Source organism: Huijunlia imazamoxiresistens, assembly GCF_037132455.1.
Lineage (GTDB): Bacteria > Bacteroidota > Bacteroidia > Chitinophagales > Chitinophagaceae > Flavisolibacter > Flavisolibacter imazamoxiresistens.
Genome location: NZ_JBBBEI010000006.1, coordinates 278,783 through 303,647 on the forward strand (window position 1 = coordinate 278,783; position 24,865 = coordinate 303,647).

Here is a 24,865-nt window from a genome sequence, read left to right on the forward strand (position 1 = left end):
ATTTTGAAAGGGCGGTGCCTACCTTTGTAGCATGAATGAAGGAAACGAAATCATCAACCGTGTGGCCAACAGCGGCCTCATCACCATAGACCTCGAAACCTATCTGCCCCAGGAGGAGATCCTGACCTTCGACCTGAAGGACCACCTGTTCCGCGGGCTGATACTAAAGGAAAAAGACTTCCGGGAAGCGCTGAAGAATACCGACTGGGAAGTGTACCGCGACAAGTACGTAGCCGTCACCTGCAGCACCGATGCCATCATCCCGATGTGGGCCTTCATGCTGCCGGCCTCCTACCTGCAGCCGGTAGCGAAGGACATCTTTGTAGGCACGGCCGAAGAAATGCACAAGCACCTCTTCCTTAAAAACCTGTCCGCGCTGAAGGCCGAAGACTTTGCCGACGAGCGGGTGATCATCAAGGGATGCGGCGATCGGCCGGTAGACTCTTCGGCCTATGCCGAGGTCACCAAGCTCCTGCGCCCGGTAGCCAAGAGCATCATGTACGGAGAGGCCTGCAGCAACGTGCCGATTTTTAAAAAGAAGTAAACCGCAAACTACAAATCCCATGCGCAGACCCTTCCTTCTTTTGATCCTGCTGTTTTTCCTGGTTTCCTGCAAGAACTGCAGCCGGGACACGGCGGGTAAAGAGCCGCAGGCCGAAGAAGCGGAAGAACAGCCGGAAGAACAGCAGCTGTTACAGGCTTCTTTCCCCCGGTTCCTGGGGTTCCTTGCTGCGCAGGATCCTTCGTTTTCGGCCGGCAGGTTTGCCCTGAGCGAAGGCGGCGTTATCGATTCGCCGCCTTCCATGCCGTTAAATGAGGATCAGCTGCGGCCGTTCGCTCCTTACCTCGTTTACAGTCCCGACAGTTCGAAGGCCGTGGACCTGTACTCGTATAATTATGTGCTGGTGCAGCAGGAGGGAAAGCAGACCCTGGCGGCCGGCAATCCCGATACCGAGGCGGCCCTGGTGGATTTTAAGGCGGGCAGCCGCAAGCGGCTGTTGTTCAGCGGTCCTTCGGTCATTTATTCCGATGCACGCTGGGTCAACGGCAACGAGTTGCTGCTGGCCGGCGCCGAAGAGATCAATGCCGAACAGGTAGTGCCCAAGGTCTGGAAGCTGGACCTGGCCTCCAACTCCCTGGACGTATATGCTTATCCCGATACCATCACCGCCCACATGGATCAGTACCTCCAACAGAAGTTCTCCAAATAAAAACGGAAAGCCCCGCAGCTGCGGGGCTTTCCGTTTTATATAGAAATACCCATTACAGGGTTTGCAGCTCGGCGGAGCCTTGCTTTACCTTTTTGGGGCCCATTTCGCTGATCAGCTCGGCTACCAGGGCGGTCCAGCCGGTCTGGTGGCTGGCGCCGAGACCGCGGCCGTTGTCGCCGTGGAAGTATTCGAAGAACAATACCAGGTGCTGGTTTTCGGGCTTTTTGTAAAACCAGTTGTCGGTGCCGTTCAGGCGCCGGCCGCCTTCCCCGTCCATTTCAAACAGGCTTACTACCCGGCGGGTCAGCTCGTCGGCCACCTCGCAAAGGTTCATGTGTACCCCCGAGCCGGTGGGGCATTCCACCTGCAGGCTGTCGCCGTAGAATTGCCCGTAGCGCCGGATGGACTGGATGATCAGGAAGTTGATGGGCATCCAGACCGGGCCCCTCCAGTTGGAGTTGCCGCCGAAAATATCGGAAGTGGAGTCGCCGGGCTCGTAACGGATCGAGTAAGTGTTGCCCTGGATGTTTACGGAATAAGGGTGTTGTTCGTGCTCCTTCGACAGGGCGCGGATACCGCCGGGCGAGAGGAATTCGTTTTCGTCCAGCAGGCGCTCCAGCAGGAATACCAGGCGGTCCTGCCGCACCAGCGACAGCAGCACCTCTTCGCCGTCACCCCTTTCCTCGTTGGGCCAGAACTTGTTGTTCTTTTTGCGGTAGCCCTCGAACCAGCTGACCCGTTTTTTAAAGTCCTTCAGCTTGTCCAGCATCTTCTTTTCGATGGTGGACACGGCAAACAGGGTGGTCAGGCCCACGATCGATTTGATGCGCAGCGGCTTGGGTTCGGCCCCGGGAACGCACAGCACGTCGTAGAAGAACTTGTCTTCCTCGTTCCACAGGTGGTGTTCGTTCAGGGCTTCGGCAATGAGCACGAAGTGTTCGAAGAACTTGGTGGCCGTATCTTCAAAGGAGGCGTCGTGGATGGCGATCTCCAGGGCGATGTCCATCATGTCCAGGGCAAACGTGCCCATCCAGCTGGTGCCGTCGGCCTGCTCCAGCTGCATTTCGCTGGAGAGGGGGTAGCTGCGGTTGAACACCCCGATGTTGTCGAGGCCGAGGAAGCCGCCTTCGAAGATGTTGTTGCCGTGGCGGTCCTTGCGGTTGATCCACCAGGTGAAGTTGATCAGCAGCTTTTGGAAGATCTTTTTCAGAAAAACGATATCGCCGGTGCCCTTTTGTTTCTTTTCGATGTTGTAGATCTGCATGGCGGCCCAGGCATGGACGGGCGGGTTCACGTCGCCGAAGTTCCATTCGTAGGCCGGCAGCTGGCCGTCGGGTTTCATGTACCACTCCCGCATTACCAGCAGCAGCTGGTGCTTGGCAAAGGTGGGGTCGGCCACGGCCAGCGAAATGCACTGAAAGGCCAGGTCCCAGACCGCGTACCAGGGGTATTCCCATTTGTCGGGCATAGAAATGATGTCCTGGTTTTTCAGGTGGGGCCAGTCGTGGTTGCGCCCGTGTTTACGGCTCTGGTGCAGGGGGGTGATGCCGTCGGTGGTGGTCAGCCAGCGTTCGATATCGTAATAATAATACTGCTTGCTCCACAGCAGGCCGGCGATGGCCTGGCGGCGGATGTTGGCCTGGTCGGCGTTGACGTTTTTGGGCAGGATCGCCGTGTAAAAGTCGTCGGCTTCCTGTTTGCGGAGGGCGAAGATGTTTTCGAAGCCCCGTGCAAAGGGATTGTCCGACGGAGTGTTCGTCAGGCGGCAGTAGATCGTCTTGGTGGCGCCTTCGGCTATACGCAGCTTGTAGGCGGCGGCGAACTTGGTGCCCTGCTTCACCTCCCGCAATTCCTCGATGTTCTCACCCCTGATGATGCCATCGTGGAAGGCGTCCTTAACGAAAATGCTTTTGTTGGGAATGCCGCAGACCTTCCAGGTATTGGTTTCGTTGTTGGTGAACAGCATGTCCTTGGCCGGCTGGAAGTAGAAGTAATAATCGCCGATGCGGTTATGGGTGGCCTTCACCGAACTGTTGCTGAGCCAGGTAATGGAAGGGCGGTGGGCCAGTTTTTTGTTGGCCCAGCGGTTCGAGAACCAAAGGGTAGGCAGCACGGTAATATAGGCCGGCTGGCTGTAGCGATTGGTGATATCGATCTTGATGAAGATGTCGGTATCGGTTTGCTTGGCATAGGTCACCAGCACGTCGAAGTACTGGTTGTCGTCGAAAATGCCGGTATCGAGGAGCTCGTATTCGGGTTCCAGGGCCGTGCGCTTCCGGTTCTCGGTCCGCAGCTTATCGTAAGGGAACTCCTGCTGGGGGTATTTGTACAAATACTCCTGGTAGTAGTGCGTCGGCACGTTGTCGAGGTAATAATACAGTTCCTTCACGTCTTCGCCGTGGTTGCCTTCGCCATTGCGCAGGCCGAAGAGGCGTTCCTTCAGTATGGGGTCCTTGCCGTTCCAGAGGGAGATGGCAAAGCAAAGGTGTTGAAAGTAATCCGAGATGCCCGCCAGTCCGTCCTCGCCCCAATGGTAGGTGCGGCAGTGGGCATGGTCGAAGGGAAAGAATTGCCAGGCGTTGCCGTCCTGGCTGTAATCTTCACGCACGGTGCCCCACTGGCGTTCGCTCAGGTAAGGGCCCCATTGTACCAGAGGAACGGGTTTCGCCGCATTCACATCTAACCGTTGATGTTCAGCTGTCATGTAAGTCGTTTATAATTATCAATAGCTTCTTCTGCACAGGGTGCGGGAAGGAGTTTTCATCTTTTAGATGGGAAAAATTTTAATAATGGCAGCAAACGAGGGAAAATAAAAGTATAAAATATTGGGCCAGCATGCCCCATTTTTTCAAGCTCTTCTGTTAAAAGCCAGACCAGTAGCCATTTATAGTTGATAATAGCTACGTATTTGCGGCCTTTTTTCACCATTTTGCCTAAAGGATTTCCCCTATCAAACCCCATAAAGCTCATCAAAAGAAGTTCCTTATCCTTAGTAGCTTTACTCTTCGCTTTCTAAAACCCAAACATATGGCTGCCAAATACGGTCAGACCTGGTGGGGCCAGCAATGGCTGAAGTCGCTGGACCATATCGATTTCGACAACCGCCTGCCCCGCGGCCGCACCTATGCCAATAAGGGGGCTGTCAAGGATATAAAAGTTGAGGGGGGCACGATTAGCGCAAGGGTACAGGGTTCCCGCCCTTCGCCTTACAAAGTGACCATCAGGGTGCCGCCTTTTGACAAAAAAGAAAAGGAGGAGCTGGTGAGCCGCATCAGCAACGACCCGGTGCTGATCTCCCGCCTGCTCAACGGCGAGCTCGACCCCGCCCTCCTCGACCTGGCCGCCGGCCTCGGCATCAGCGTCTTTCCCCGCAAGTGGAGCGATTTCGATATGAACTGTTCCTGCCCCGACTGGGCGGTGCCCTGCAAGCACCTGGCGGCGGTGGTCTACAAGCTGTCCAGCGAGATCGACAACAACCCCTTCCTGGTGTTCGACCTGCACCAGCTGGACCTGGTTAAAGCGCTGAAAGGCCGAAACATCCGCATCGAAGCCGGTGCAGAAACCCGATTCCCCACGGTGGCGGAGGTGCTGGGGATAGGGGAGAAAAAGAAGGCGGCAAAGCCCACGGTCACGGAGGAAAAGGTGGAGCAAACCTTCCGGCAGTTGCATTATTCGGTCCTGCCCGACCTGCTGGAGCCCCTGGTGCGCATCCTGCCCGATACGCCGCCGTTTTACGTTCACGGCAATTTCCGGGAGCTTTATGAAAAATACCTCAAGCGGGTTTCGCGGACCGTCCAGAATATTTTTAGCGGCAAAACCGGCCTGCAAGAGCCCGAAGAGGTATTTACCCGTTCCAAAAGGAAGGCACCGCCGGAATTCCGGCTGCGCTTCGGCGATACCCTTTCCCTGCTGTACGACGAAAATTTCGAGCTGACGATCACCTGCAGCGGCGAAACGCTGACGGCAGCCCAACTGGCAGCGGCCCTGCACGAGCTTCCACCTGCCCAACTGCCCGATTACGATGCCGGCGTAGCGGCCCTCTACCACCTGCAGCTGCTGGCGCTGAACCTGCTGAACAAGGGAGCGGTGGTACCCCAACTTTTTGTGAACGCGGCGAACGACTACCGCATCCGCTGGCTGCCGGCCCTGCTGGACAGGCAGGTGCGGGAACTGCTGCAGCAGGCCGGCCCGAACATCCCGCCCGGGCTGCTAGCCTTCCGGTCGGGCAAAACGGTCAGTCCTTGCCCGGAAGAAGTCCTTTCGCTCTGCTCTTTTTTCCTGACCCATTTTATAGCGTCCTGGAGCGCGCCCGAAAAAATCGATGACATTACCGACCTGTTCTTCCGGGCCGGGCCCCAGGCGTTCAGCGGGGTGGGGGAGAAAGCCTTTCCACTGGGTATAGCTGCCTGGCTCAGCCGGCTGCACCTCACCCGTCGTCAGTACGTGCCGGTGCTGGAAATAGAGATAGCCGGCCCGGATGCCTTTGCCTTGCACCTGCAGGTGGAGGACCGGTCCGATGCCCAAAGCCTGCCGGTGCCCCTGGCCAAAGTATTGTCGCAAAAATCCTTTGACCAGCAGCGGTACGCTATCCTGCAAAGCGTCACCCTGCTGGGCAACTTTATCACGGGCCTCGACCGCTACCTGCAGTCGGGCGCCCGGGAGCCGATCGTGCTGGATCCTCCTGCCCTGGCAGCTTTCCTGTTCGACATGCTGCCGGCCATCCGCCTGCTCGACGTCCGGACCATCCTGCCCAAAGCCCTCCGGGAAATTTACCGGCCGCAGGTGTCGGTGCGGCTGACCGCCAACGCAAAGAACGAAGCCTCCGGCTTTATCCGACTGGACGACCTCCTCCAGTTCGACGCCCAGGTGGCCATCGGCGACGAGTTTTTAAGCGAAGCCGAATTCCTGAAGCTCATCAAACGTTCCAACGGCATTGTCCAGTTCCGCAACCAGTACGTGTACCTCGACCCCAAAGAGCTCCAGAAGCTGCAAAAGGCCCTCCAGCAGCCGGCAAAAATGAGCGGCGTCGAGCTGCTGCGCACCGCCCTGGCCGGCGATTTCCAGGGCGCCCCGGTGCAAATGACGGCCGAAGTGCAAGACCTGATCAAAGAACTGACCGACCAGAAGGGAACGTCCCTGCCCGCCGGACTGCAGGCCCGGCTCCGGCCCTACCAGCTAAGTGGCTTTTCGTGGATGTACCGCAACACCCGCATCGGTTTCGGCAGCCTGATCGCCGACGACATGGGACTGGGAAAAACCCTGCAGGTGATTACTACGATCCTGAAATTCAAGGAAGAAGGCTGGCTCGACCAGCAGCCCGTGCTGGTGGTGGCGCCCACCAGCCTGCTTACCAACTGGAGCCGCGAGCTGCAGCGGTTCGCTCCCTCGCTGCGCTACCGGGTATACCATGGCGGCGCCCGCAAGCTGGAAAAGGAGGAATTCGACGTGCTGCTGACCTCCTACGGGCTGGCCCGCAGCGACCTGGCGGTGCTGAAAAAGCAAAAATGGTTTGCGGTAGTGACCGACGAAGCCCAGAACATCAAGAACAACGAGGCGGCACAAACGAAGGCGGTGAAAAGCATCCCGGCCCGGACCTACATTGCCATGAGCGGCACGCCCGTGGAGAACCGCCTGAGCGAGTACTGGAGCATCATGGACTTTGCCAACCCGGGCCTGCTGGGCAACCTGCCCTCCTTCCTGAAAACCTTTGCCCGCCCCATCCAGAACGAGCACGACGAAAAGGCCCTGCAACAATTCAAAAAGATCACGGCGCCCTTCCTGCTGCGCCGCCTGAAAAAGGACAAAAGCATCATTGCCGACCTGCCCGACAAGGTAGAGCAGGACCAGTTCTGCACCCTCACCCCGGAGCAGGCGGCCCTTTACGAAACTACTCTCGACAAGGCGCTCAACGCCATCAACGAGGTCGGCGAGGAAAAGGAGCAACTGTTCAAGCGCCAGGGGCTGGTGCTGCAGATGATCATGGCACTGAAGCAGATCTGCAACCACCCGGCCCAGTTCCTGAAAAACAAAAAAGGCGGTGCGACCGATTCGGGCAAGTCCGTGCTGCTGCTGGAGCTGCTGGAGACCATCACTGCCAGCCACGAAAAGACCCTCATCTTCACCCAGTTCACTGAGATGGCAGAAATGCTTCAGGGTTTTATCCGCGAGAAATTCGGCTACGAGCCGCTGTACCTGCACGGCCAGCAAAGCCGCAAGCAGCGCGATGAGGTGGTGGAGCGTTTTCAAACGGTGCCGCATGAGCGCATTTTTATTCTCTCCCTCAAGGCCGGCGGCACGGGCCTGAACCTGACGGCGGCCCAGAACGTGATCCACTACGACCTGTGGTGGAACCCCGGCGTGGAAGCGCAGGCCACCGACCGCGCCTACCGCATCGGCCAGCAGAAGAACGTACTGGTGCACCGCTTCATCACGCAGGGCACCTTCGAGGAACGCATCAACGAAATGATCCAGAGCAAAAAGGAACTGGCGGAGCTAAGCGTCAGCGTAGGGGAGAACTGGATCGGCAATTTGAGCGGCAAGGAACTGAAAAACCTTTTCGCTTTAACCCCTGGTTAAAACCAGCCTTTACGTTTGAATACCTTCAGCATCCAGAGGGGGATCAGCAGCATGGCGCCGACGGAGAGGAAAAAGCCCCATTTGTTGTGCAGCAGCGGGATGATGTCGAAGTTCATACCGAAGATGCCGCCGATGACCGTGGCCGGCGCCAGCAGGCAGGTAACGATGGCCATCACCTTCATCACCTCGTTCATCCGCAGGTTGACGTTGTTGATATACAGATCCTGCATGCCGGTCATCATGTCGCGGTAGTTCTCGCTCAGGTCGTAGGCCTGGATGATATGGTCGTAGACGTCCTTGAAGTATTTGGTGGTGCTCTCTTCGAGCAGGTCGCTTTCGGAGCGGATGAGGCTGTTGACCAGGTCGCGGACGGGCACGATATTCCGCTTTAAGATAATGAGTTCCTTGCGCAGCTGGTTGATATGGGCGAGGGTGCGCTTGTTGCTGCTGCGGATCACTTCCTCCTCCACCTGCTCGATGCGTTCGCCCAGCTTTTCCATCACCAGGAAATAATGGTCCACGATGCCGTCGAGCATGGAATAACAAAGGTAGTCGGCGGGGCGCTGACGCACCTTGCTGTGGTACAGCCGCAGCTTGTCGCGGATGGGATTGAACACGTCCTTTTTCGGATCGTCCTGGAAGGTAATGACGGTATTGGTCGCCAGCACGATGGAGATCTGTTCCAGTTCCACGCATTCGTCCTTGCTGTTGTAGTACAGCATGTTCAGCAGGCAGTACAGCACGCGCTCCACTTCGTCCATCTTGGGCCGCTGGTGCATGCTCAGAATATCTTCGGCCAGCAGGGGGTGAATGCCGAAATGCCGGCTGACAGCTTCCACGTCGGCCTTGCGCAGGCCGTCGATGTTGATCCAGGTAATACGCGGGTTGTCTTTGAAGCGGAAGCAGCTTTCCACGTCGTGGAATTCGTATTCCTTCAGGCTTTGTGCGTCGTATTCAAATACCGTCACCACCACCTTTTCGGCGTCCGTGCGCCGGAGCGGGGTGATGGGATTGCTATGTACGATGTCCTTGGTCCGTTGGGTGCCAAACAGGGAGGAGGGTACAAAGTAGCGCAGGTATTTTTCGGGACGCATGCTCTTACAAGTTTACGAGTTTTCGGGTTTACAAGTTTACGAGTTCCTTACGGGCGCCAGCAACTCGTAAACTCGTAAACCCGTAAACTCGTAAACTCGTAAACTTTTGAAGGAACTACATTAAAGCTTTTCGAACAGTTCTCTCAGCTTCTCGCGGGTCATGATCTTTTCCCAATCCTTGCCGAGGGCGTTTTCCCAGAGGGGTTTCATGCCCATAGAAACGTTGATCATGATGTCGAACTGTTCGTCGGTCAGGCCTTTGGTGATGCCCACGGGGATGTCGATGCCGTTCTTTTCCACCATGCGTTTGAATTCGGCCACGCCTTCGGGGTAGAATTCCTGGAGGTGGTTCATGACGATGCAGTTGCCGATGCCGTGCTTGGTGCCCAGCAGGTAGCTGAGGCCGTAGCTGACGGCGTGGGCCACACCCACCTGGCTATAGGCGATGCTCATGCCGCCGGCGTAGGAAGCCATCATCAGCTTGTCATCCGATTCCTCGTCCCACTGGTCTTTATGGAGGAAGATCTCCTGGCAGAGTTCCAGGGCTTTTTCGCCGTAGCTTTTGCTGAATTCGTTCAGGTAGGTGCCCTGCAGGCTTTCAATGCAGTGGATATAGCAGTCCATACCTGTATAGAAGCGCTGGTTTTTGGGGGCGTTGGCCGTGAGCACGGGGTCGAGCACGATCTGGTTAAAAGGGGTGAAGTCGGAGTTCATGCCCAGCTTGCGGGTAGGGCCGGTGAGCACGGTGGTGCGGCTGACTTCGGCGCCGGTGCCGGCGAGGGTGGGGATGCCGGCTTTGTAGACGCCCGGTTTTTTCACCAGGTCCCAGCCCTGGTAGTCGGCGGAGGAGCCGGGGTTGGTCATCATCAGGGAGACGGCTTTGGCCAGGTCCATGGTGCTGCCGCCGCCGATGCCGATGACGCCGCTGACGTTGCCGAATTCGTCCTTGAGGCTGTTGGCCAGTTTGTCTACGTAGGTGGTTTTGGGCTCGTAGGTAACGTCGGCGAAGATCAGTTTATCGTTTCCGCGGAGGGGAACCCTATTGACAAGTGCTTTATTTTCAAAGAAATGGTCTACCAGGAACACCATGGGCCGGCCACTGATGCGGTGGGGGGCGATGATCTCGTCCACCTGGTCGAAGCTGCCACGTCCATACACCACATAATCCACCATTTTAAAGTTTCTGAATTTCATAGCGAAGCTTTCTGTTTTTTAGGTCGCAAATGTCGCTATTTTAATGATGGGGCAAGGAGGAAGTTTTTGGGTGGTATGGCAGGGAAGGCCGCAAAGACAGGCGGCCGGAAGGCGGTGAAATCACCACTCTTCCGGCCGCCGTTAACTTATTTGCCTGCAAGAAATTATTTTAATAACTCCGCTGCTTTCTTCAGATCATCAGGTGTATCGATCTCTACGCCCATATAATCGGTAACGACCATGCGCAGAGGCACACCATTTTCCAGGTAACGCAGGCATTCGACCTTTTCGGCCGCTTCCAGGGGCGTCATCGGCCAGGAGGTAAAGTCCATCAGGGCCTGGCGGCGGAAGGCATAGACGCCAATATGCTCGTAATAGGTAACAGGAGCATTTTTGTCGCGACGGTAGGGGATGACGCTGCGGCTGAAAAACAGGCTGTTCATCTTCTTGTCCACGCACACTTTTACATAATTCTCGTCGGCAATGAGTTTTTCATCCTCCAGTACCTGCATCAGCGAAGCCACCTGCACGGTGGGATCATTGAATTGCTCCAGCAGCTTTGCCAGCGGTTCGCGCCGTACAAAAGGCGTATCACCCTGGACGTTGACGATGATATCGGCATCCAGGCTGTTGGCTGCTTCGGCTATGCGGTCGGTGCCGCTTTCGTGCTCGCCGGTGCTCATGATTGCCCTGCCGCCATTCTTCTCGATATCATTATAAATAATATCACTATCCGTCACCACGTACACCTCGTCGAACAGGCCCGTTTCAACGGTGCGCAGGTAGGTGGTGGCAATCACCGTTTTATCGCCGAGGAGCTGCATCAGCTTGGCCGGGAAGCGGGTGGCGGCATACCGCGCCGGGATCAGGGCAATTTTTTTCATGGAACGAAGATAAGGGGGAGGGAGATACCTATTGCTCGGGGAGTTCCTTGAAATCGTACCCGCAATGGGCGCATTTATAGACTTTCGTCACCTCTACGGACTGGCCGTTCAGCAGCATGCTGACCAGGGCGCCGAGCTTGCATTTGTGTTCCTTGAACACCGACACGGCCTTTAGCGCATGGGCTTTACAGACCGGGCAGGGAATGCTTTTGAGGTATTGCTCTTCCGCTTCATCGAGCAGTTCCCAGGCTTTTTCGGCATGGGCATGGTGTACCATCAGCTTCATGCCCCCGAGGGCGGGACTTAACAAAGGGTCAATCGTCACTATATGTTCGTCTTTTAAATGGCAGTTGATATCCGAAGCCTGCAGCATGTTCAGGACGATATTCGCTTCTATATAATTATCAAAAGAACGCAGGGGTACAAACTCCATAGTCGCTTTTTTTCACAGTGAGCAGCTTGCCGCAAAAAAAAAAATGCCGGAACTTAAAGTTCGGCATTTCAAATAGTTATTTACCTCATCCATAAAAGAAAAAACCAGAAGGTAATTTTCGATTTATGAATAACCCCGCCCCGGCGGGGAAGGGTAGTTTACGATTTTCTGTGAAGCAATCCGGTTTCTTCCTTTCCGGTTCTCGCCTAATTTCCCATGAACCAAAGAACTAATTTCTCCTATTGGTTCAGCATCAGCGGCATTACCAGCATCAACAGCTCTTCGCCATCCTGCTGTTCGGTGGGCTTCAGGATTCCGGCGCGGGTAGAGGTGGACAGCTCCATTTTCACGTCGCTGCTGTCGGCGGCGTTCAGCATCTCGATCAGGAAGCGGGCGTTGAAGGCAATGGTCAGCTCGTCGCCGTCGTACTGGCAGGGCATGCGCTCGTTGCCCTCGAAGCTGAAGTCCACGTCCTGGGCGGCCAGCTGCAGCTCGCTGTCGTTGATGTTCAGGGCCACCTGGTTGGTGCTTTTATTGCTGAATACGCTTACCCGGCGCAGGCCGCTCTGGAAAGTAGCCTTGTCCACCACCAAACGGTAGGGGTTGTCCGCAGGGATCACCACTTTGTAGTCGGGGAAACGGGCATCGATGAGGCGACAGCTCATACGGGTGGTGCCGTGTTGCACGAACAGGTGATTGCTGTTATAATTAATAGTGATCTCGTCTTCGTTGTCGGGCAGGGCGGCCTTCAGCAGGTTCAGCGGCTTTTTGGGCACGATGAACGACTCCTGGCGGGGGCAGCTTACGTCGGTGCGCCTGTAGCGTACCAGGCGGTGGGCGTCGGTGGCCACAAACTGGATGGAGTCGGGGGTCAGCTCGAAATAGACGCCGGTCATGGCCGGGCGGAGGTCGTCGTTGCTAACGGCGAACAGGGTTTTATTGATGGCCGTTACCAGGGCGGTGGACGGCATTACAAAGGAGGTGGTGTCGTCGGCCACGGGCTCTTTGGGAAAGTTGTCGGGGTTTTCGCCCATCACCTTGTACTTTCCGTTGTTGGAGGTGATCTCTACGGCAAAGTTCTTGTCAATGGTAAACGTCAGCGGCTGGTCGGGAATGTTCTTCAGCGAGTCCAGCAGGATCTTGGCCGGGATACACACCTTGCCCGGATCCTTGGATTCCACGTCCATCTGAATGCGCATGACGGTTTCCAGATCAGTAGCCACAACGGTCAGTTTACCGTTTTCCACCTCGAACAGAAAATCCTCCAAAATAGGAAGGACGGTATTGGCATTGATGACGCCGGCAATATGTTGCAGTTGTTTTAATAACTGGGAGGAAGAAACAATAAATTTCATAAATCGTAATGCGTTTTAAAAAAATGACGGAAACGAGCGCTTCTATTAAAAATAGCCTTACATTAATTTGTAAAAACTAACTTTGAAAACTATCCCGTCGGGGGTAAATTTTTAGGCAGGGACGAAACTAAGGATTTTTAAAAAGACCTCCACTTTCGTTTGCCGAATAGTCCAAGAATAGTGTAAAACCCAGGGGTTGGAGCGGCGGCATACACGGCCTGTATTTTGAAGTAACCTTCCTTCGGAGGCAGGTGGCCCGGGCAACAGGAAAGGGGATACAAGTAAAAGAAATTCAACAGGTTTCAAAAAGAGGTTTTTACTTATGTTGGAAAAGATTTTTAAACGAACAAAGAAGAAAGAATCAGACGACAGCGAACCTGACATCCAGTTCGGGCGGTATTCCGATAATAATAAACCCCTTGCCAAGGTTGAAAAGTGGAACGAGGCCGATGCCTCCTTCAAGCAAAAGAAATTCAACGAAAGCGTGCACGCCTTCCTGGAATATTTAAAAGATGAGGAAGCCGAGAACGTGGTGCATGAGCCCAACGGCGACGGCACCGAGGGCACTTTTCACTTCTACCAGGGCTCGAAGATGGTCCGCGGCTTTTACAACCGCGAAAAGCTGCAGGCCGAGGTGACCCTGGCCATTATGCCCACGCCCAGCGTGCCGGTCATGCGCCGCCTGCTGGAAATGAACTTCAACCTCTACTACAGCCGCAGCGCCTGCAACGGCGACAAGCTGGTGATGCTCTTCGACTCGAGCATGGTGACCGCCAACCCCAGCAAGCTCTACTACGGCCTGAAAGAGCTGGCCACCAAGGCCGACAAGAACGACGACCTGCTGCTGGCCGACTTCGCCACCCTGGTGGCTACCGACGACGACCATGTGCTGGACCTGCCCGAAGAGGAAAAGAAGATCAAATACAAATACTTTCAAAAATGGATCAAGGACACCCTTTCCCTGATCGAAAGCGTGGACTCGGATAAGTTTTCCGGCGGCATCGCCTACCTGCTGCTGGCCCTGGCCTACCGGATCGACTACCTGATCGTGCCGCACGGCAAGCTGCTGGCCGAGCTGGAAAAGATCGTCGACATCTATTTTAAAAAGGACGACCGCCTGGTGACCGAAAAGAACCAGGAAATGATCGAGCTGTTCACCAAGCTCGCCACCCGGACGGAAGACCAGTTTTATCCCTTCCTGTTCCATTCGAAATACACGTTTTCCATTGTAAACCCGCAGAGCTACAAAACCATCGCCGACGCCATTTACAATGCCAACCAGAACATCAACTGGTACAAGGAGAACAAACAACCCAGGATCGCTGCCCTCATCAGCGAATACGGCATCGCCTATTGCGAGTACTCGTACAGCCTGCCCCGCCCCATTACCGATTTTTTCCATTTATTCATGATGGTTAACTACCCCGACTTTTTTACCGAGCTGGGCTTTACCAAACAATATTACGACCAGGAAAAAGAGGAGCTGAACCAGCAGGCGATCATCGAAAAGATCCAGGGCATCGAGGAGGCCTGGAAAGAAAAATATCCCGAGCTGAAATTCAAGACCGACAAGCTGAAGTTCGACAGCCTGCTGGCCTTCAACCAGTCGTTCACCACCGAAGTGGAATTCCTGAACCTGGAAACAAAATAACGAGGATGGTCAATGGCCATTGACAAATATTTTAAAAACCCGCACCTTTTTTCTATTTTTCTGTCCTTGCCGATGGGAGAGGACATGCAGTTTTCAGTCCGTAGCCCCTACCGTTAGCAGCGTATTGGCCATCACGGGCGGTGCAACCGGTGGAAAATACTCCCTGCCGTGTACCGGCAGCAATTTTGAGGAGTGAAAGTACCAGTAACCAAATCATTTCTAAATCCGCGGCTATGACCACACAGCAGATAATAGAACTTTACCGGCCGGCCATCATCCAGATCGCCACGCAGACGAGCACGGGCACCGGTTTTTACGTAAAGGAATTCGACCTCATCGCCACCAACGAACACGTGGTGGGCAAAAATGCTGAAGTGACCATAGCCGGGCGCCTCTTTGAAAAGACCATTGCCCGGGTCTGGTATATCGACAAAAAGCACGACCTGGCTTTTTTGCAGCCTCCTGCCGGCATCCAGTTGCCCGAAGTAAAGCTGGGCGAATACGATAAGCTGCACGACGGTGAGCCGATCGTGGCCATCGGCCACCCCTACGGCCTTAACTATACCGCCACCCAGGGCGTGATCTCCAAGGCGGACCGCATCCGCGAAGGTGTGCGCTACATCCAGATCGACGCGGCCATCAACCCCGGCAACAGCGGCGGCCCCCTGGTAAACAAACAGGGTGAGATCATCGGCGTCAACTCCTTTATCATCCGCGGTGGCGACAACCTGGGCTTTGCCTTACCCGTCGATTACCTGCGGCAGGCGCTGGAAATGTACAAGCCCAACTGGGGCGTGACCTCGGCCCGCTGCCATAGCTGCAACTACCTGGTGCTGCCTGAAAACATTGATTCCACCAAGTATTGCCCGTTCTGCGGTACCGAGATCAAGCTGCCCGAAATGCCCGAACAGGAGAAAAAACCGGTGGGCATCGCCAAAACGGTGGAAGAGATCCTGTCGGGACTGGGCAAGGACGTCAAGCTGGCCCGCGACGGCAACAACAACTGGAGCGTAAAAGAAGGGGGCGCCAAGATTAAGATCAACTACAATCCCGACAACTTTTTCGTTTCCGGCGACGCCTACCTCTGTCAACTGCCCTCGGACACCTCGAAGATCAAACCGCTCTACCAGTTCCTGCTGGAAGAGAACTATAAAATGGAAGGACTGGTGCTCAGCTGTGTACGGCAAAACATCGTGCTCTCCTGCATTATCTACGACCTGGACATGACCATGGAAACCGGCACCCAGATCTTCCGCTACCTCTTCCAGCGCGCCGACTTCTACGACCAGTTGCTTGAAAAAGAGTACGGGTGCCTGGAATTGTTAGAGGAGTAGTTTACGAGTTTACAGGTTTACGAGTTGAGGGGGGAAGTTCCTGGGTTGACCCGTTCACTTGTTTCGTTTTATATTTTATATTTTTACAATGGATGTGGAAGCGTATAAGAAAGTTATTGGTGCGAAGGACGTGCTGGATCATACTACCTTGAATATCACCGTCAAGGAGCTGGCAGCGGCAAAAAATGCCCCGCTGGCCGGCGAACTCCAACGAATCCTGCGGGAAAACAGGATCCCGAAGCCGGAGTCGGCGGCAAAACCGTATGACCCTTCCCCCACCTATTATAAGGTAGACCTTGCAACGGATCAGATCGAAGTTATACTGGACCTGCTCTGGTCGCTGGAAGACAGCTTTGTTTCCGAAGAAGGCCAGCCCACACCCACCTCCGCCTTCTACGCCAACCTGGCCGATAAATGGGACCAACTCGTAAACCCGTAAACTCCAAAAAGGAATCGTGCAAAAAAAGTATCTCACAAAGGAACAGGCGCTGCAGAAATTGCGGCAATACTGCGCCTACCAGGAGCGGAGCCACCTGGAAGTGCAGCAAAAGCTGCGGGAGTTGGGGGTATACCGGCAGGAACATGACGAGATCATTGCCTCCCTGATCGAAGACAATTACCTCAACGAAGAGCGTTTTGCCCTGCACTTTGCCGGCGGCAAGTTCCGCATGAAGGAGTGGGGCCGGAAAAAGATCTACTACGGCCTGCGGGAAAAGGGCGTCAGCGATTACCTCATTAACAAGGCCCTGAAAAGCCTCGACGAGGATGACTACGAACAAACCCTGGCCCGGCTGGCGGAGAAAAAATACGAATCCCTGAAGGGCGAGCAATACCTGGTGCGGAAGAAAAAGACCCAGGATTTCCTGATGCAGAAAGGTTTTGAGCCGGAACTCATCAATAAAGTGTTATCTTCCCTGTCCGAAAAATAATCGGACTGTGCATGAAATCCCGTATCAGAAAACACCTGGGGCCCCTGGTGCTCCTATCCGTACTGTGTGCTTCCCGTTCCCAGGCCCAGGATAAGGGCCCGGAAACCACGCCTACCTACCGCAACTCGCTGACCGTCACCAGCGAAAATGACAATTACACCCTTCAATTCCACGACCGGTATTATACCAACGGACTGATGATCCGCTATTCACGGGCTATCATGCCCCGTGCCGGCCGCCGGGCCTATAAAAAGGTTTGGAGCGCCGAGCTGGGACACCAAATTTTCACCCCCTACGATATCAGCCGCAGCTACCGCACCACCCTTGACCGGCCGTACACCGGCCTGCTGACTGCCAAAGGCGGCGTCACCACCGTGTCGGCAAAAGAAAACGTTTTCCGCTGGGAGGCCATGGCCGGCGTTATCGGCGCAGCGGCCCGCGGCGCCCAGGTGCAGCGCAACTACCACAAAAGCCTGAACCTGATTGAGCCGCTGGGCTGGGAAACGGGCCTGGGGACCGACTGGGCCCTGAATGCCCAGGCTGCCTGGTACCAGCACCTGGTAAAGCCCCGGGCGGTGCCGAAGTCATTTGATGGTTATTTCAACGCCCAGGCACAGGTGGGCACCACTTATACCCGTGTTTCGGGCGGCTTCCTGTTCCGGGCCGGGGCTCTCCAAAACGCAGGAGAAAGCGCCTGGTGGGATGCTCACCTGGGCACGGCTTCCGGCAAGGGCGCTAAACGCAACTACGAGCTGTTCTTCTATTTCGAGCCTACCCTTACCTGGCAGGCCTACAATGCCACCGTGCAGGGCGGCCTGTTTACCAAAGACCAGGACCCCTACACCACCGATATTCAGCCCTTTTATTACCGTCACAATTTTGGGGTGATGTTTACCCACAAGCACCTGACAGGGCAGCTGGGCTTTACCTACAAAACCAAAGAAGCCCGCACGATGATCACGCATGAGAACTACGGGACGATTGCTTTAGGGTACCGTTTTTAGGAGTTTACGGGTTTACAAGTTTAGGAGTTGTTATAGGGTTCGATGCAGGTTTTCTGGGGAAGAGTTGAGGGTTTATGAGGTAGTCCTTCTCTTTTTACATTCTACATTTTATATTTTACATTTTTCGATTTACGAGTTTCTTCGTCGATCAGGACGGCTTCGTATAGGAGTTGGCGCAGGGCAGGGCGGTCAATTTCTTTAGGGGTGAAAAAGGTTTTGATGTACACCTCCTTGCGGGTGCCCTTGTTCAGGTAGCCCGGATCGGACAGCAGGTGCCCTTTGCAGAAGCCGAATTCCACGCCCGGCTTGGTGTTTTTACCCCAGGGTACCGAGCCCGGCCAGATAAAGCAAATGCGGGAATAGCGGTAGTAAAAAGGCACGTTATACGCCAGCTTCTCCTTTACACCCGGTATGCACTCCAGGGTCAGCTCCCGCAACAGTTCTACCATAACCAGCTCTTCTTCCGGCAGATAATGAAGAAATTCGTTCACCGACTGAAAGTTGACATTCTGAAAGGGATTCATGGCAGTAAGGTAAAACGTAAACTTTTAAATAAAAACCATCCCTTTCTTAACCCCGAACTCTTCAACGAACTCGTAAACTCGTAAACTATCTTGCGGGAAGCTCCTGCCTCCGGAGCTTTACTTTACGCGAATAGGCTTTTTCGCTCAGGGTATAAAAGCCCCGGCCCGATAGGGAAAAGGTGACGGCCTCGCCCTGCATTTCCGGCAGGTAGGGAACGGAAGTATAGTCTTCCCGGAGGGCATCGCCGATGGAAGCGCCGGGCGGGCGGTGGTAATGCAACAATTCCAGGTAGGTTTTGACCAGTATGTCACGGCCGTCCGGCGACAAGGCGGCGCTGACCACGCCTTTGTACGGAAGCTCGCCCACAAGCGTCGCCGTATTCAGGACGGAAAAGCTGTAGGGATACGCCAGTTTGTAAATACGGGAAGGGTTGTCCGTTTTGGTTAGGATAAAGATGTCCCGGGTCCGGGGATCGACCAGGAAAGCTTCGGCGTTGTGGGCGCCGTCCGGGTAACGGAAACGGATGGTTTGGTACTGCTTCACCGTATCCGCGGTGGCGGAAGGTTCCTGCAGCCGGTAAAAGCTGTATTCGCTGAACTGTTTCATGTTGTCGCCGATATCGCCGATGTACAGGAAGCCGCCGGCAAGGACAAGGTCTTCCCAATCCCGGTTTTCGGCTCCCTGGAGCAACACGCTCCTGAGCACCTGGCCATCATGCTTCAGCAGGTACAGCAGGGGCGGCTGGCCACTGTCTTCCTGTACCCACAGGTTGCCGGGATAGGCCTTGCTCTCGGCTATGCCCGATGCTTCCCGGATCATCGGGTGCACCGTCACCTTCCGGGCCGGATGAAAAAACAGGCAGTATAAAAAGAAAAAGAATTCCGGAATACTCATGGTGCCTGTTCCCTGAAAAATATGCCAAAGCACGGCCTTACTTGACAAAGTGCCGCCAGTAAGGTATATTTATAGGTCAGAAGGTGCTCATTTTAACGGTTTGAAAACTTTATTTCTCATAATCATCTCATTATGTTTTGGGGTAGGCAATGGCTACGGCCAGAACCTGATCGCCAACGGCTCTTTTGAGGACCAGAACGTTTGCCTGGAATTAAGCGCCACCTGCTGCCCGGCCGCCTGGTTTTACCTGACCCACAATCCTCTTGGTTACGAATCCAATTACGTGGCCCCGTCGGCTACCGGCAGGGAACACCTGTTTTTCATTGCGGTCAACCGCGTAAACGAAAACCGGCAGTACTGGCAGACAAAGCTTTTATGCCCCCTGCAGCCGGGCCAACGTTACAAGGCAAGCGTAAAGGTGGCCGGCCGCCGCACAGAGCCGGATGCCCGGGATATCGGCTTTTACTTTACGCAGGATTTCCTGCACTCGGATGGCGATACGCTGTTGCAGCCCGCTGCCTACCTGGATTTTGCCGATGCCCGCCGCAAAAAGCTCGAAAACGGCTGGTTTTTGCTGGAAAAGGAATTTACCGCCGCCGGCGGCGAACAATTCCTGTTGCTGGGAAATTTTTCGGCCAAAAAAAATAAGGTGATCCTGCAGGAGCGAAAGGTGAGCGTGGCTTCCATCCTGGTGGATGATGTAGTGCTGGAGCCCCTGAAGGCAGGAGGCGCCTGCCCGGAGGCCGGAACGGTAAAGGACGCTCTTTACGCCGATAACCGGCGACATACCTTTCCTCCGGTGGAAGTACTCCCCAAAACCGTTATCGATACGCTGGTGATCGGCAACATCCAGTTTGCCTTCGACAGCTACAAATTGAAGGACTCTGCCATCCTACGGACGTTCCAGCCCCTGTTTGCAAATAGCGATATCACCAAAGTAAGGGTAGTAGGTTTTACGGATGATGCGGGCAGTGAATCCTACAACCAGGAGCTTTCACGTAAAAGGGCTCTTGAAATTGCTGCCCTGCTAAAGGCCATGTACGGCCTGGCCGACACGCTGCTGGAGGCCGAAGGAAAAGGTATTTCCAAAGATTTTGAAGACCGGGAAAAAAACCGGCGCGTTGAAGTATACGTTTTCCATAAGAAATAGTTTACGAGTTCCCTGCCGGCGCCAGCAACTCGTAAACCCGTAAACTTACTCAGTTGTTACTGGTCTGCACCTGCGCCTTATGCCAGCCTACGTATTGGGGGAGTTGCAGGATGGGATACATTTCTTCTTCTTCGGGGTTGTCGGGCAGCAGGTCGGTGTCCACGTAATCGATGTCCACGGAAAATGATTTTTCGCCCAGGATGGTATCCAGCACCTTGTACAGCAGCGGCAGCAGGTATTCGTTGTCTTTTACCAGCTCGTGGTTCCGCAGGTACACCCGGATACCGAGATCGGCAGGGTTGGAGCTGCCCAGCGGCAGGAACCACATGTCTTCCGTATCCAGCTCCACATCGGCCCAGCAGCTTTTAAAATGTTCGTCGACCGGCTGTTTGAAGGCCGTGATCGTCCAGCCGGACAGCCGGGGCGCCGCCCGTACCAGCTCTTCCACCTTGTCGAAATAATTCCGGTCGCCTTCGGCCGTGATGACCAGTTCCTGATCTTCGTCGGGCTGGCCCCCGATCTCGAAATAAACATTTTCTGAAAACAGGTGCAGGTGTTCCAAAAAATCTTCGAGCAACTGTTCTTTCACGTCGTCGTCCAGCGAATGCAAAAAGGTGTAGGCGGTATGGTGCTCCCGGAACCAGGTCCAGAATTCTGTGGCTGTACTCATAACGAAGTCATTTGGTTTTGGTGTTTTCCCTTATTAAATATAACACATTGGAAGGGAAAGTAAAAGGCCTTTGGCCGGTAGTTTACCGGGCGGCCCGAAGCAGGTGGGACAGGTAGCGCTCCATGTCGGCATCGGGGTTCCGGGCCAGGCCGAGGCGCACGACGATCAGCCGTTGGGAGGGAAAAATAAAGACGTTCTGTCCCCGGAACCCATCGGCGAAGTACAGGTCGGCCGGCAGTTTGGGAAACAGGCGGTCCGTGCCCCGGCCACCCCGGTTCAGCCAGAGCTGGAAGCCGTATTCCCCCTGGGGTGCCGCCGGTGCAGGCGTTACGGCCTGCTGCACCCAGCCTTCGGGCAGGATCCGTTCGTTGTTCCACAGGCCGTCGTTCAGGTACAGCAGGCCCAGGCGGGCCCAGTCGCGGGCGGAGGCAAAGCCGTAGGAGGAGCCGACATAGGTGCCCGAGGGATCGGGTTCCAGCACGGTGTGGTACATGCCCAATTTATAAAAGAGCTGCTCGTAAGGAAAAGCATGATAGGCCTGTTCGCCTACGGTTTGCCGGATGATGCGCGACAGGATATTGGAGTTGCCGCTGGAGTAGTAGAACCGGCTTCCCGGTGGTTCTTTCAGGGGATGTGCGGCCGTATAGCCGCCCATGTCCGCGCGCCGGAACAGCATACGGGTAGCGTCGGAATTGCGGCTGTATTCTTCTTCGAAGTCCAGGCCGCTGGTTTGCTGCAGCAGGTGCTTCAGGGTAATGGCGTGGCGCGGGTCGCCGGCAGCGGCCCATTCCGGCACCGGGGCCGGGTCGTCCACGGCCAGTTTCTTTTGTCCCACCAGAATGCCTGCCAGGGTGCCGGTAATGGTTTTGGTCATGCTCCAGCCGGGGAGGCGGGAATCCTTGGTAAAGCCGGGCGCATATTTTTCCGCCACCAGCCGCCCTTCGTGAATCACTACTACGGCTCTTGTATATACGGGATGTTCCGGGTCTTTCTCCACAAAAAAGCTGTCCAATGCGGCTTGCAGGGGCCGGTTTTCTGCCGGTGGGGGGGCGCCTTCGCCGGCGGGCCAGGGCAGGGAGTCGCTGGAGGGAAGGGGCGGAACGGCCATCCGGAACCGCTGTGCCCGTACTTCCTCCTCCGGCAGTTCGCTGAGGAGCGTGGCACCGAGGCCCTGGCGGTAAATGGCCTTGCGCGGGGTAAAGCCCAGCATCGTGCAGGTGACCGAACTGTCTGCATCATCTACGCGGCAGTTGAGGAGGTTCAGGGGCGCAAAGCTCAGGTCATGGGCAATGATCTCGTCCGCTTGCCGGCCGGATAAGAAGACACCGGAGCAAACCACCTTCGCCCCGAAGCCGGCGGCAATAGGGAAGGATTGCCAGCAATAACGGATGCTCCATCCCAGCAGGAGCAGCAGGACGGACACGAGCAGGTATTTAAGCGCTTTTAGTGGCTTCATGTACAGATAAATGTAAAATGCAAAATATAGAATGTAAAATGTAAAATATGGATAAGGTCATGGGGCGCGGGATTAAGGAGGCACATGCCTGTTTCCTTATTTTACATTTTATATTTTATATTCTATATTTTACATTTCCCGAAGCTTAACTTAGAGCCATGTCGTCGCTCACCTTCACTCTTGTTCAAACCGACCTTCGCTGGGAGGATAAAGAAGCCAACCGCCAGATGCTGGAGGAAAAGATCCTTTCTCTTTCCACGCCTACCCACGTGGTGGTGTTGCCCGAGATGTTCAGTACCGGCTTCAGCATGAAGCCCGCCGAACTGGCCGAGCCCATGGACGGGCCCACGGTGCGCTGGATGAAGCGGCTGGCCAATGAGCGCCGGGTGGTGCTGGCAGGCAGCCTGATCGTCGAGGAAGACAAAAAATATTATAACCGCTTTGTGTGGATGCTGCCCAACGGCCGTTACGGGCGCTACAACAAGCGGCACCTCTTTGCCTATGCCGGCGAGCACGAGCACTATACCCCCGGCAACGAGCGCTTTATCGCTTCGGTCAACGGCTGGAAGATCAACCTGATGATCTGCTACGACCTCCGCTTCCCGGTCTGGGCGCGGCAGCAGTTTCAGAAAGACGGCGACTTCGAATACGATGTGCTGGTATACGTGGCCAACTGGCCCGAGCGCCGGGCGCATGCCTGGAAGACCCTGCTGGTGGCCCGGGCCATCGAAAACCAGTGCTACGTGATCGGTGTCAACCGCGTAGGCAACGACGGCAACGGCATTTACCACAGCGGCGACTCGATGGTGGTAGGGCCCGACGGCGCCGTGCTCTACCACAAGGCCCACGACGAAGATCTCTTTACCATTACGCTGGAAAAAAGCCACCTGGACCACATTCGCGAAAAAATGCCCTTCTGGCAGGACGCGGATCCGTTCCTGATGCTGGAAGTACCGGGTAGTTTGTAAACTAAAAACCGCTCTTTATCAACTCAATCGCCTGCTCCATTTTCACATCCACGTTCTGGCGGATGGCGTTCACCGTAGGTTTGGCGGTTACCTCGGGCTGAATGCCGCGCCCGTTCTTGGGGAGGTCTTTGTCCATCACCAGCCGGAACAGCGGCAGGCGGAACCGCACCTTGGTGACGGGCAGCGTTACGTCGGGAATGACCCAGGCCGTATTGCCGTAGGCGCCGCCGCCGGTTTCTTCTCCTACCACCACCACGTTCTCCTGGTCTTTTACGATGTTCATGAACAGGGTAGAGGCCGAAAAGGTATTGCCGCCGCTCAGGATGTACACCTTGCCCGCATAATGGTTCCTTTTTTTGGGCTGGAAGTATTTCCGTTCGTAAAAGCGGAAATGAAAGTTGCCGTCGGCCTTGCGGCGCGTCATGGTCTGCAGGAAGATCCAGATCAGGAAACGGTTTTCCAGGTAGGGGCTCAGGCCGTGTCGCCGGACAGCGTAGAGCGAGTCGGCGATCTTGAAGCGGTGGTCGGAAATATAACGGGTCAGCAGGTTGGAGTTGCCCACGCTGCCGCCGCCGTTGCCGCGGAGGTCGATCACCAGGTTGGGCGTGCCGTTTTTCCGCAGCTGTTTGAAGGAGGAGCGGAAGAAGCGCCGCAGGTCGTACCCTTTGGTAAAGGTGCTCAGGTCCATTACGGCCAGGGGCAGGGTGGAGTCGAAGCGCAGGCTGCGGTTGCCTTCCAGCCGCAGCTCCCGGATCTCGCGGCGCGAGGGGCGGGGCGTAAAGGTTTTTTCGTTCTTTACCGAGGTATCCCGCACGACGGTATATTCCGATACCGCCGTGGAGCGGGGCTGGCCCAGGGTATCGATGTAGTCGACCTGGTAATGCGGTTTGCGGTTGAAGATCCAGGTGTACAGGCTGCCGAAGGCTCCGCGGTTGCTGAGTGCCTGGTATTTGTGCGACAGGTTGTAGCCATCGGACGGGATATATTGCAGCAGGCTGTCCCTGATCTCGCCGATGGGCCGGTTATCGATTGCCGTCACCACCGCTCCCCGGGTGAGCATGCTGTCTTTCTTGCTCAGGTTCAACACCACCACGGCCGTATCCTCCCAGAACTTTACCGAAAGCGGAAAGAAGCGGTTCATCTTCCGGGTGGCTTTCTCGTACTGCCGCGAGGGGCGGACCGAGGTATGGCCGCAATGGATGTTGGCGGCCACCGCGTACAGCACTTTGCGGAATTCCCGCTCGGTCATGGAGTCGGTGAGCTGCACGGCTCCACGGGCGAAAAAGACATTCATGCTGTCCCGGGGCGTATACCAGTACAGGCTGGGATGCGCCTTTTCAAGGGTGTGCTGGAACACCGCATAGTCGCGCTGCAGTTGCTGGGGGGCATACTTTTTCGTAGCGCTGAACGGCCGGGTGGCCATGCAACCGCTGAGCAGGAACAGCAGCAATATAAGTCCGGGTGCCTGTTTCATGGGAATGGGTCGTTGGTTCCGGCTGATGGCGAACGGGTTCCCCATCAGCCGGACAGAAGGTCA

22 protein-coding genes are annotated in these 24,865 nt (G+C 55.6%); 10 read left to right on the forward strand and 12 right to left on the reverse strand.

Annotation, left to right across the window (positions count from 1 at the left end; all coding sequences use genetic code 11):
• The first annotated feature begins 31 nt into the window (after positions 1-31).
• Positions 32-544 (forward strand): DUF2480 family protein, encoded by a 513-nt coding sequence (locus V9K67_RS10210; protein ID WP_336722055.1) that lies wholly within the window; start codon positions 32-34, stop codon positions 542-544.
• A gap of 19 nt (positions 545-563) precedes the next feature.
• A complete protein-coding gene (locus V9K67_RS10215; RefSeq protein WP_336722056.1) occupies positions 564-1,211 on the forward strand; it encodes a hypothetical protein in 648 nt (215 codons plus the stop codon).
• A gap of 52 nt (positions 1,212-1,263) precedes the next feature.
• Here V9K67_RS10215 and V9K67_RS10220 read toward each other — a convergent pair whose 3' ends face one another.
• On the reverse strand, positions 1,264-3,915 hold the full coding sequence (locus V9K67_RS10220; RefSeq protein ID WP_336722057.1) for an MGH1-like glycoside hydrolase domain-containing protein: 2,652 nt from the start codon (positions 3,913-3,915) through the stop codon (positions 1,264-1,266).
• 56 nt (positions 3,916-3,971) lie between these two features.
• On the reverse strand, positions 3,972-4,181 hold the full coding sequence (locus tag V9K67_RS10225; RefSeq protein ID WP_336722059.1) for a hypothetical protein: 210 nt from the start codon (positions 4,179-4,181) through the stop codon (positions 3,972-3,974).
• 57 nt (positions 4,182-4,238) lie between these two features.
• Between V9K67_RS10225 and V9K67_RS10230 the strand changes: the two genes are divergently transcribed.
• The gene (locus V9K67_RS10230) at positions 4,239-7,787 is read left to right on the forward strand and encodes an SNF2-related protein (protein WP_336722061.1); all 3,549 of its coding nucleotides are present in this window, start codon (positions 4,239-4,241) and stop codon (positions 7,785-7,787) included.
• Here V9K67_RS10230 and corA read toward each other — a convergent pair.
• The 5 genes from corA to dnaN form a co-directional block, all read right to left on the reverse strand.
• On the reverse strand, positions 7,784-8,881 hold the full coding sequence (gene corA / locus V9K67_RS10235) for a magnesium/cobalt transporter CorA (RefSeq protein ID WP_336722063.1): 1,098 nt from the start codon (positions 8,879-8,881) through the stop codon (positions 7,784-7,786). The two genes, V9K67_RS10230 and corA, sit on opposite strands and share 4 nt — an antisense overlap.
• Positions 8,882-9,001: 120 nt before the next feature.
• A complete protein-coding gene (locus V9K67_RS10240) occupies positions 9,002-10,075 on the reverse strand; it encodes an iron-containing alcohol dehydrogenase family protein (RefSeq protein ID WP_336722065.1) in 1,074 nt (357 codons plus the stop codon).
• A 164-nt stretch (positions 10,076-10,239) separates the two neighbouring features.
• Positions 10,240-10,959 (reverse strand): 3-deoxy-manno-octulosonate cytidylyltransferase, encoded by a 720-nt coding sequence (gene kdsB, locus V9K67_RS10245; RefSeq protein WP_336722067.1) that lies wholly within the window; start codon positions 10,957-10,959, stop codon positions 10,240-10,242.
• A gap of 28 nt (positions 10,960-10,987) precedes the next feature.
• Positions 10,988-11,392 (reverse strand): putative signal transducing protein, encoded by a 405-nt coding sequence (locus tag V9K67_RS10250; RefSeq protein WP_336722070.1) that lies wholly within the window; start codon positions 11,390-11,392, stop codon positions 10,988-10,990.
• A 239-nt stretch (positions 11,393-11,631) separates the two neighbouring features.
• Positions 11,632-12,747 (reverse strand): DNA polymerase III subunit beta, encoded by a 1,116-nt coding sequence (dnaN, locus tag V9K67_RS10255; protein WP_336722073.1) that lies wholly within the window; start codon positions 12,745-12,747, stop codon positions 11,632-11,634.
• Between the two features lie 322 nt (positions 12,748-13,069).
• Here dnaN and V9K67_RS10260 point away from each other — a divergent pair, with 322 nt between their 5' ends.
• From V9K67_RS10260 to V9K67_RS10280, 5 genes are all read left to right on the forward strand, one after another.
• On the forward strand, positions 13,070-14,398 hold the full coding sequence (locus V9K67_RS10260) for a type III secretion system chaperone family protein (RefSeq protein WP_336722075.1): 1,329 nt from the start codon (positions 13,070-13,072) through the stop codon (positions 14,396-14,398).
• Positions 14,399-14,631: 233 nt separating this feature from the next.
• Positions 14,632-15,732 carry a trypsin-like peptidase domain-containing protein gene (locus V9K67_RS10265; protein ID WP_336722076.1) on the forward strand — a complete coding sequence of 367 codons (1,101 nt, stop codon included), beginning with the start codon at positions 14,632-14,634 and terminating at the stop codon, positions 15,730-15,732.
• 88 nt (positions 15,733-15,820) lie between these two features.
• Complete coding sequence (locus V9K67_RS10270) at positions 15,821-16,171, forward strand: hypothetical protein (protein ID WP_336722077.1); 351 nt, start codon at positions 15,821-15,823, stop codon at positions 16,169-16,171.
• A 16-nt stretch (positions 16,172-16,187) separates the two neighbouring features.
• Complete coding sequence (locus tag V9K67_RS10275) at positions 16,188-16,661, forward strand: regulatory protein RecX (RefSeq protein WP_336722078.1); 474 nt, start codon at positions 16,188-16,190, stop codon at positions 16,659-16,661.
• Between the two features lie 11 nt (positions 16,662-16,672).
• Entirely contained in the window at positions 16,673-17,665 is a 993-nt protein-coding gene (locus tag V9K67_RS10280; RefSeq protein ID WP_336722080.1) for a lipid A-modifier LpxR family protein, read from the forward strand.
• 101 nt (positions 17,666-17,766) lie between these two features.
• Here the strand turns inward: V9K67_RS10280 and V9K67_RS10285 are convergent, their stop codons facing one another.
• A complete protein-coding gene (locus V9K67_RS10285) occupies positions 17,767-18,189 on the reverse strand; it encodes a DUF1801 domain-containing protein (RefSeq protein ID WP_336722082.1) in 423 nt (140 codons plus the stop codon).
• Between the two features lie 85 nt (positions 18,190-18,274).
• Positions 18,275-19,084, reverse strand: a complete 810-nt coding sequence (locus V9K67_RS10290; protein ID WP_336722084.1) for an SdiA-regulated/phytase-like domain-containing protein — start codon at positions 19,082-19,084, stop codon at positions 18,275-18,277.
• 100 nt (positions 19,085-19,184) lie between these two features.
• Between V9K67_RS10290 and V9K67_RS10295 the strand changes: the two genes are divergently transcribed.
• On the forward strand, positions 19,185-20,234 hold the full coding sequence (locus V9K67_RS10295) for an OmpA family protein (protein WP_336722086.1): 1,050 nt from the start codon (positions 19,185-19,187) through the stop codon (positions 20,232-20,234).
• Positions 20,235-20,283: 49 nt separating this feature from the next.
• Here V9K67_RS10295 and V9K67_RS10300 read toward each other — a convergent pair whose 3' ends face one another.
• Positions 20,284-20,904, reverse strand: coding sequence for a hypothetical protein (locus V9K67_RS10300; protein WP_336722087.1), 621 nt, complete (start codon positions 20,902-20,904; stop codon positions 20,284-20,286).
• 82 nt (positions 20,905-20,986) lie between these two features.
• Positions 20,987-22,360, reverse strand: coding sequence for a serine hydrolase domain-containing protein (locus V9K67_RS10305; protein WP_336722088.1), 1,374 nt, complete (start codon positions 22,358-22,360; stop codon positions 20,987-20,989).
• 158 nt (positions 22,361-22,518) lie between these two features.
• Here V9K67_RS10305 and V9K67_RS10310 point away from each other — a divergent pair, with 158 nt between their 5' ends.
• The gene (locus tag V9K67_RS10310; protein WP_336722089.1) at positions 22,519-23,328 is read left to right on the forward strand and encodes an amidohydrolase; all 810 of its coding nucleotides are present in this window, start codon (positions 22,519-22,521) and stop codon (positions 23,326-23,328) included.
• A gap of 1 nt (position 23,329) precedes the next feature.
• Here V9K67_RS10310 and V9K67_RS10315 read toward each other — a convergent pair whose 3' ends face one another.
• Entirely contained in the window at positions 23,330-24,802 is a 1,473-nt protein-coding gene (locus V9K67_RS10315) for a S41 family peptidase (RefSeq protein WP_336722091.1), read from the reverse strand.
• Positions 24,803-24,865 lie beyond the last annotated feature (63 nt).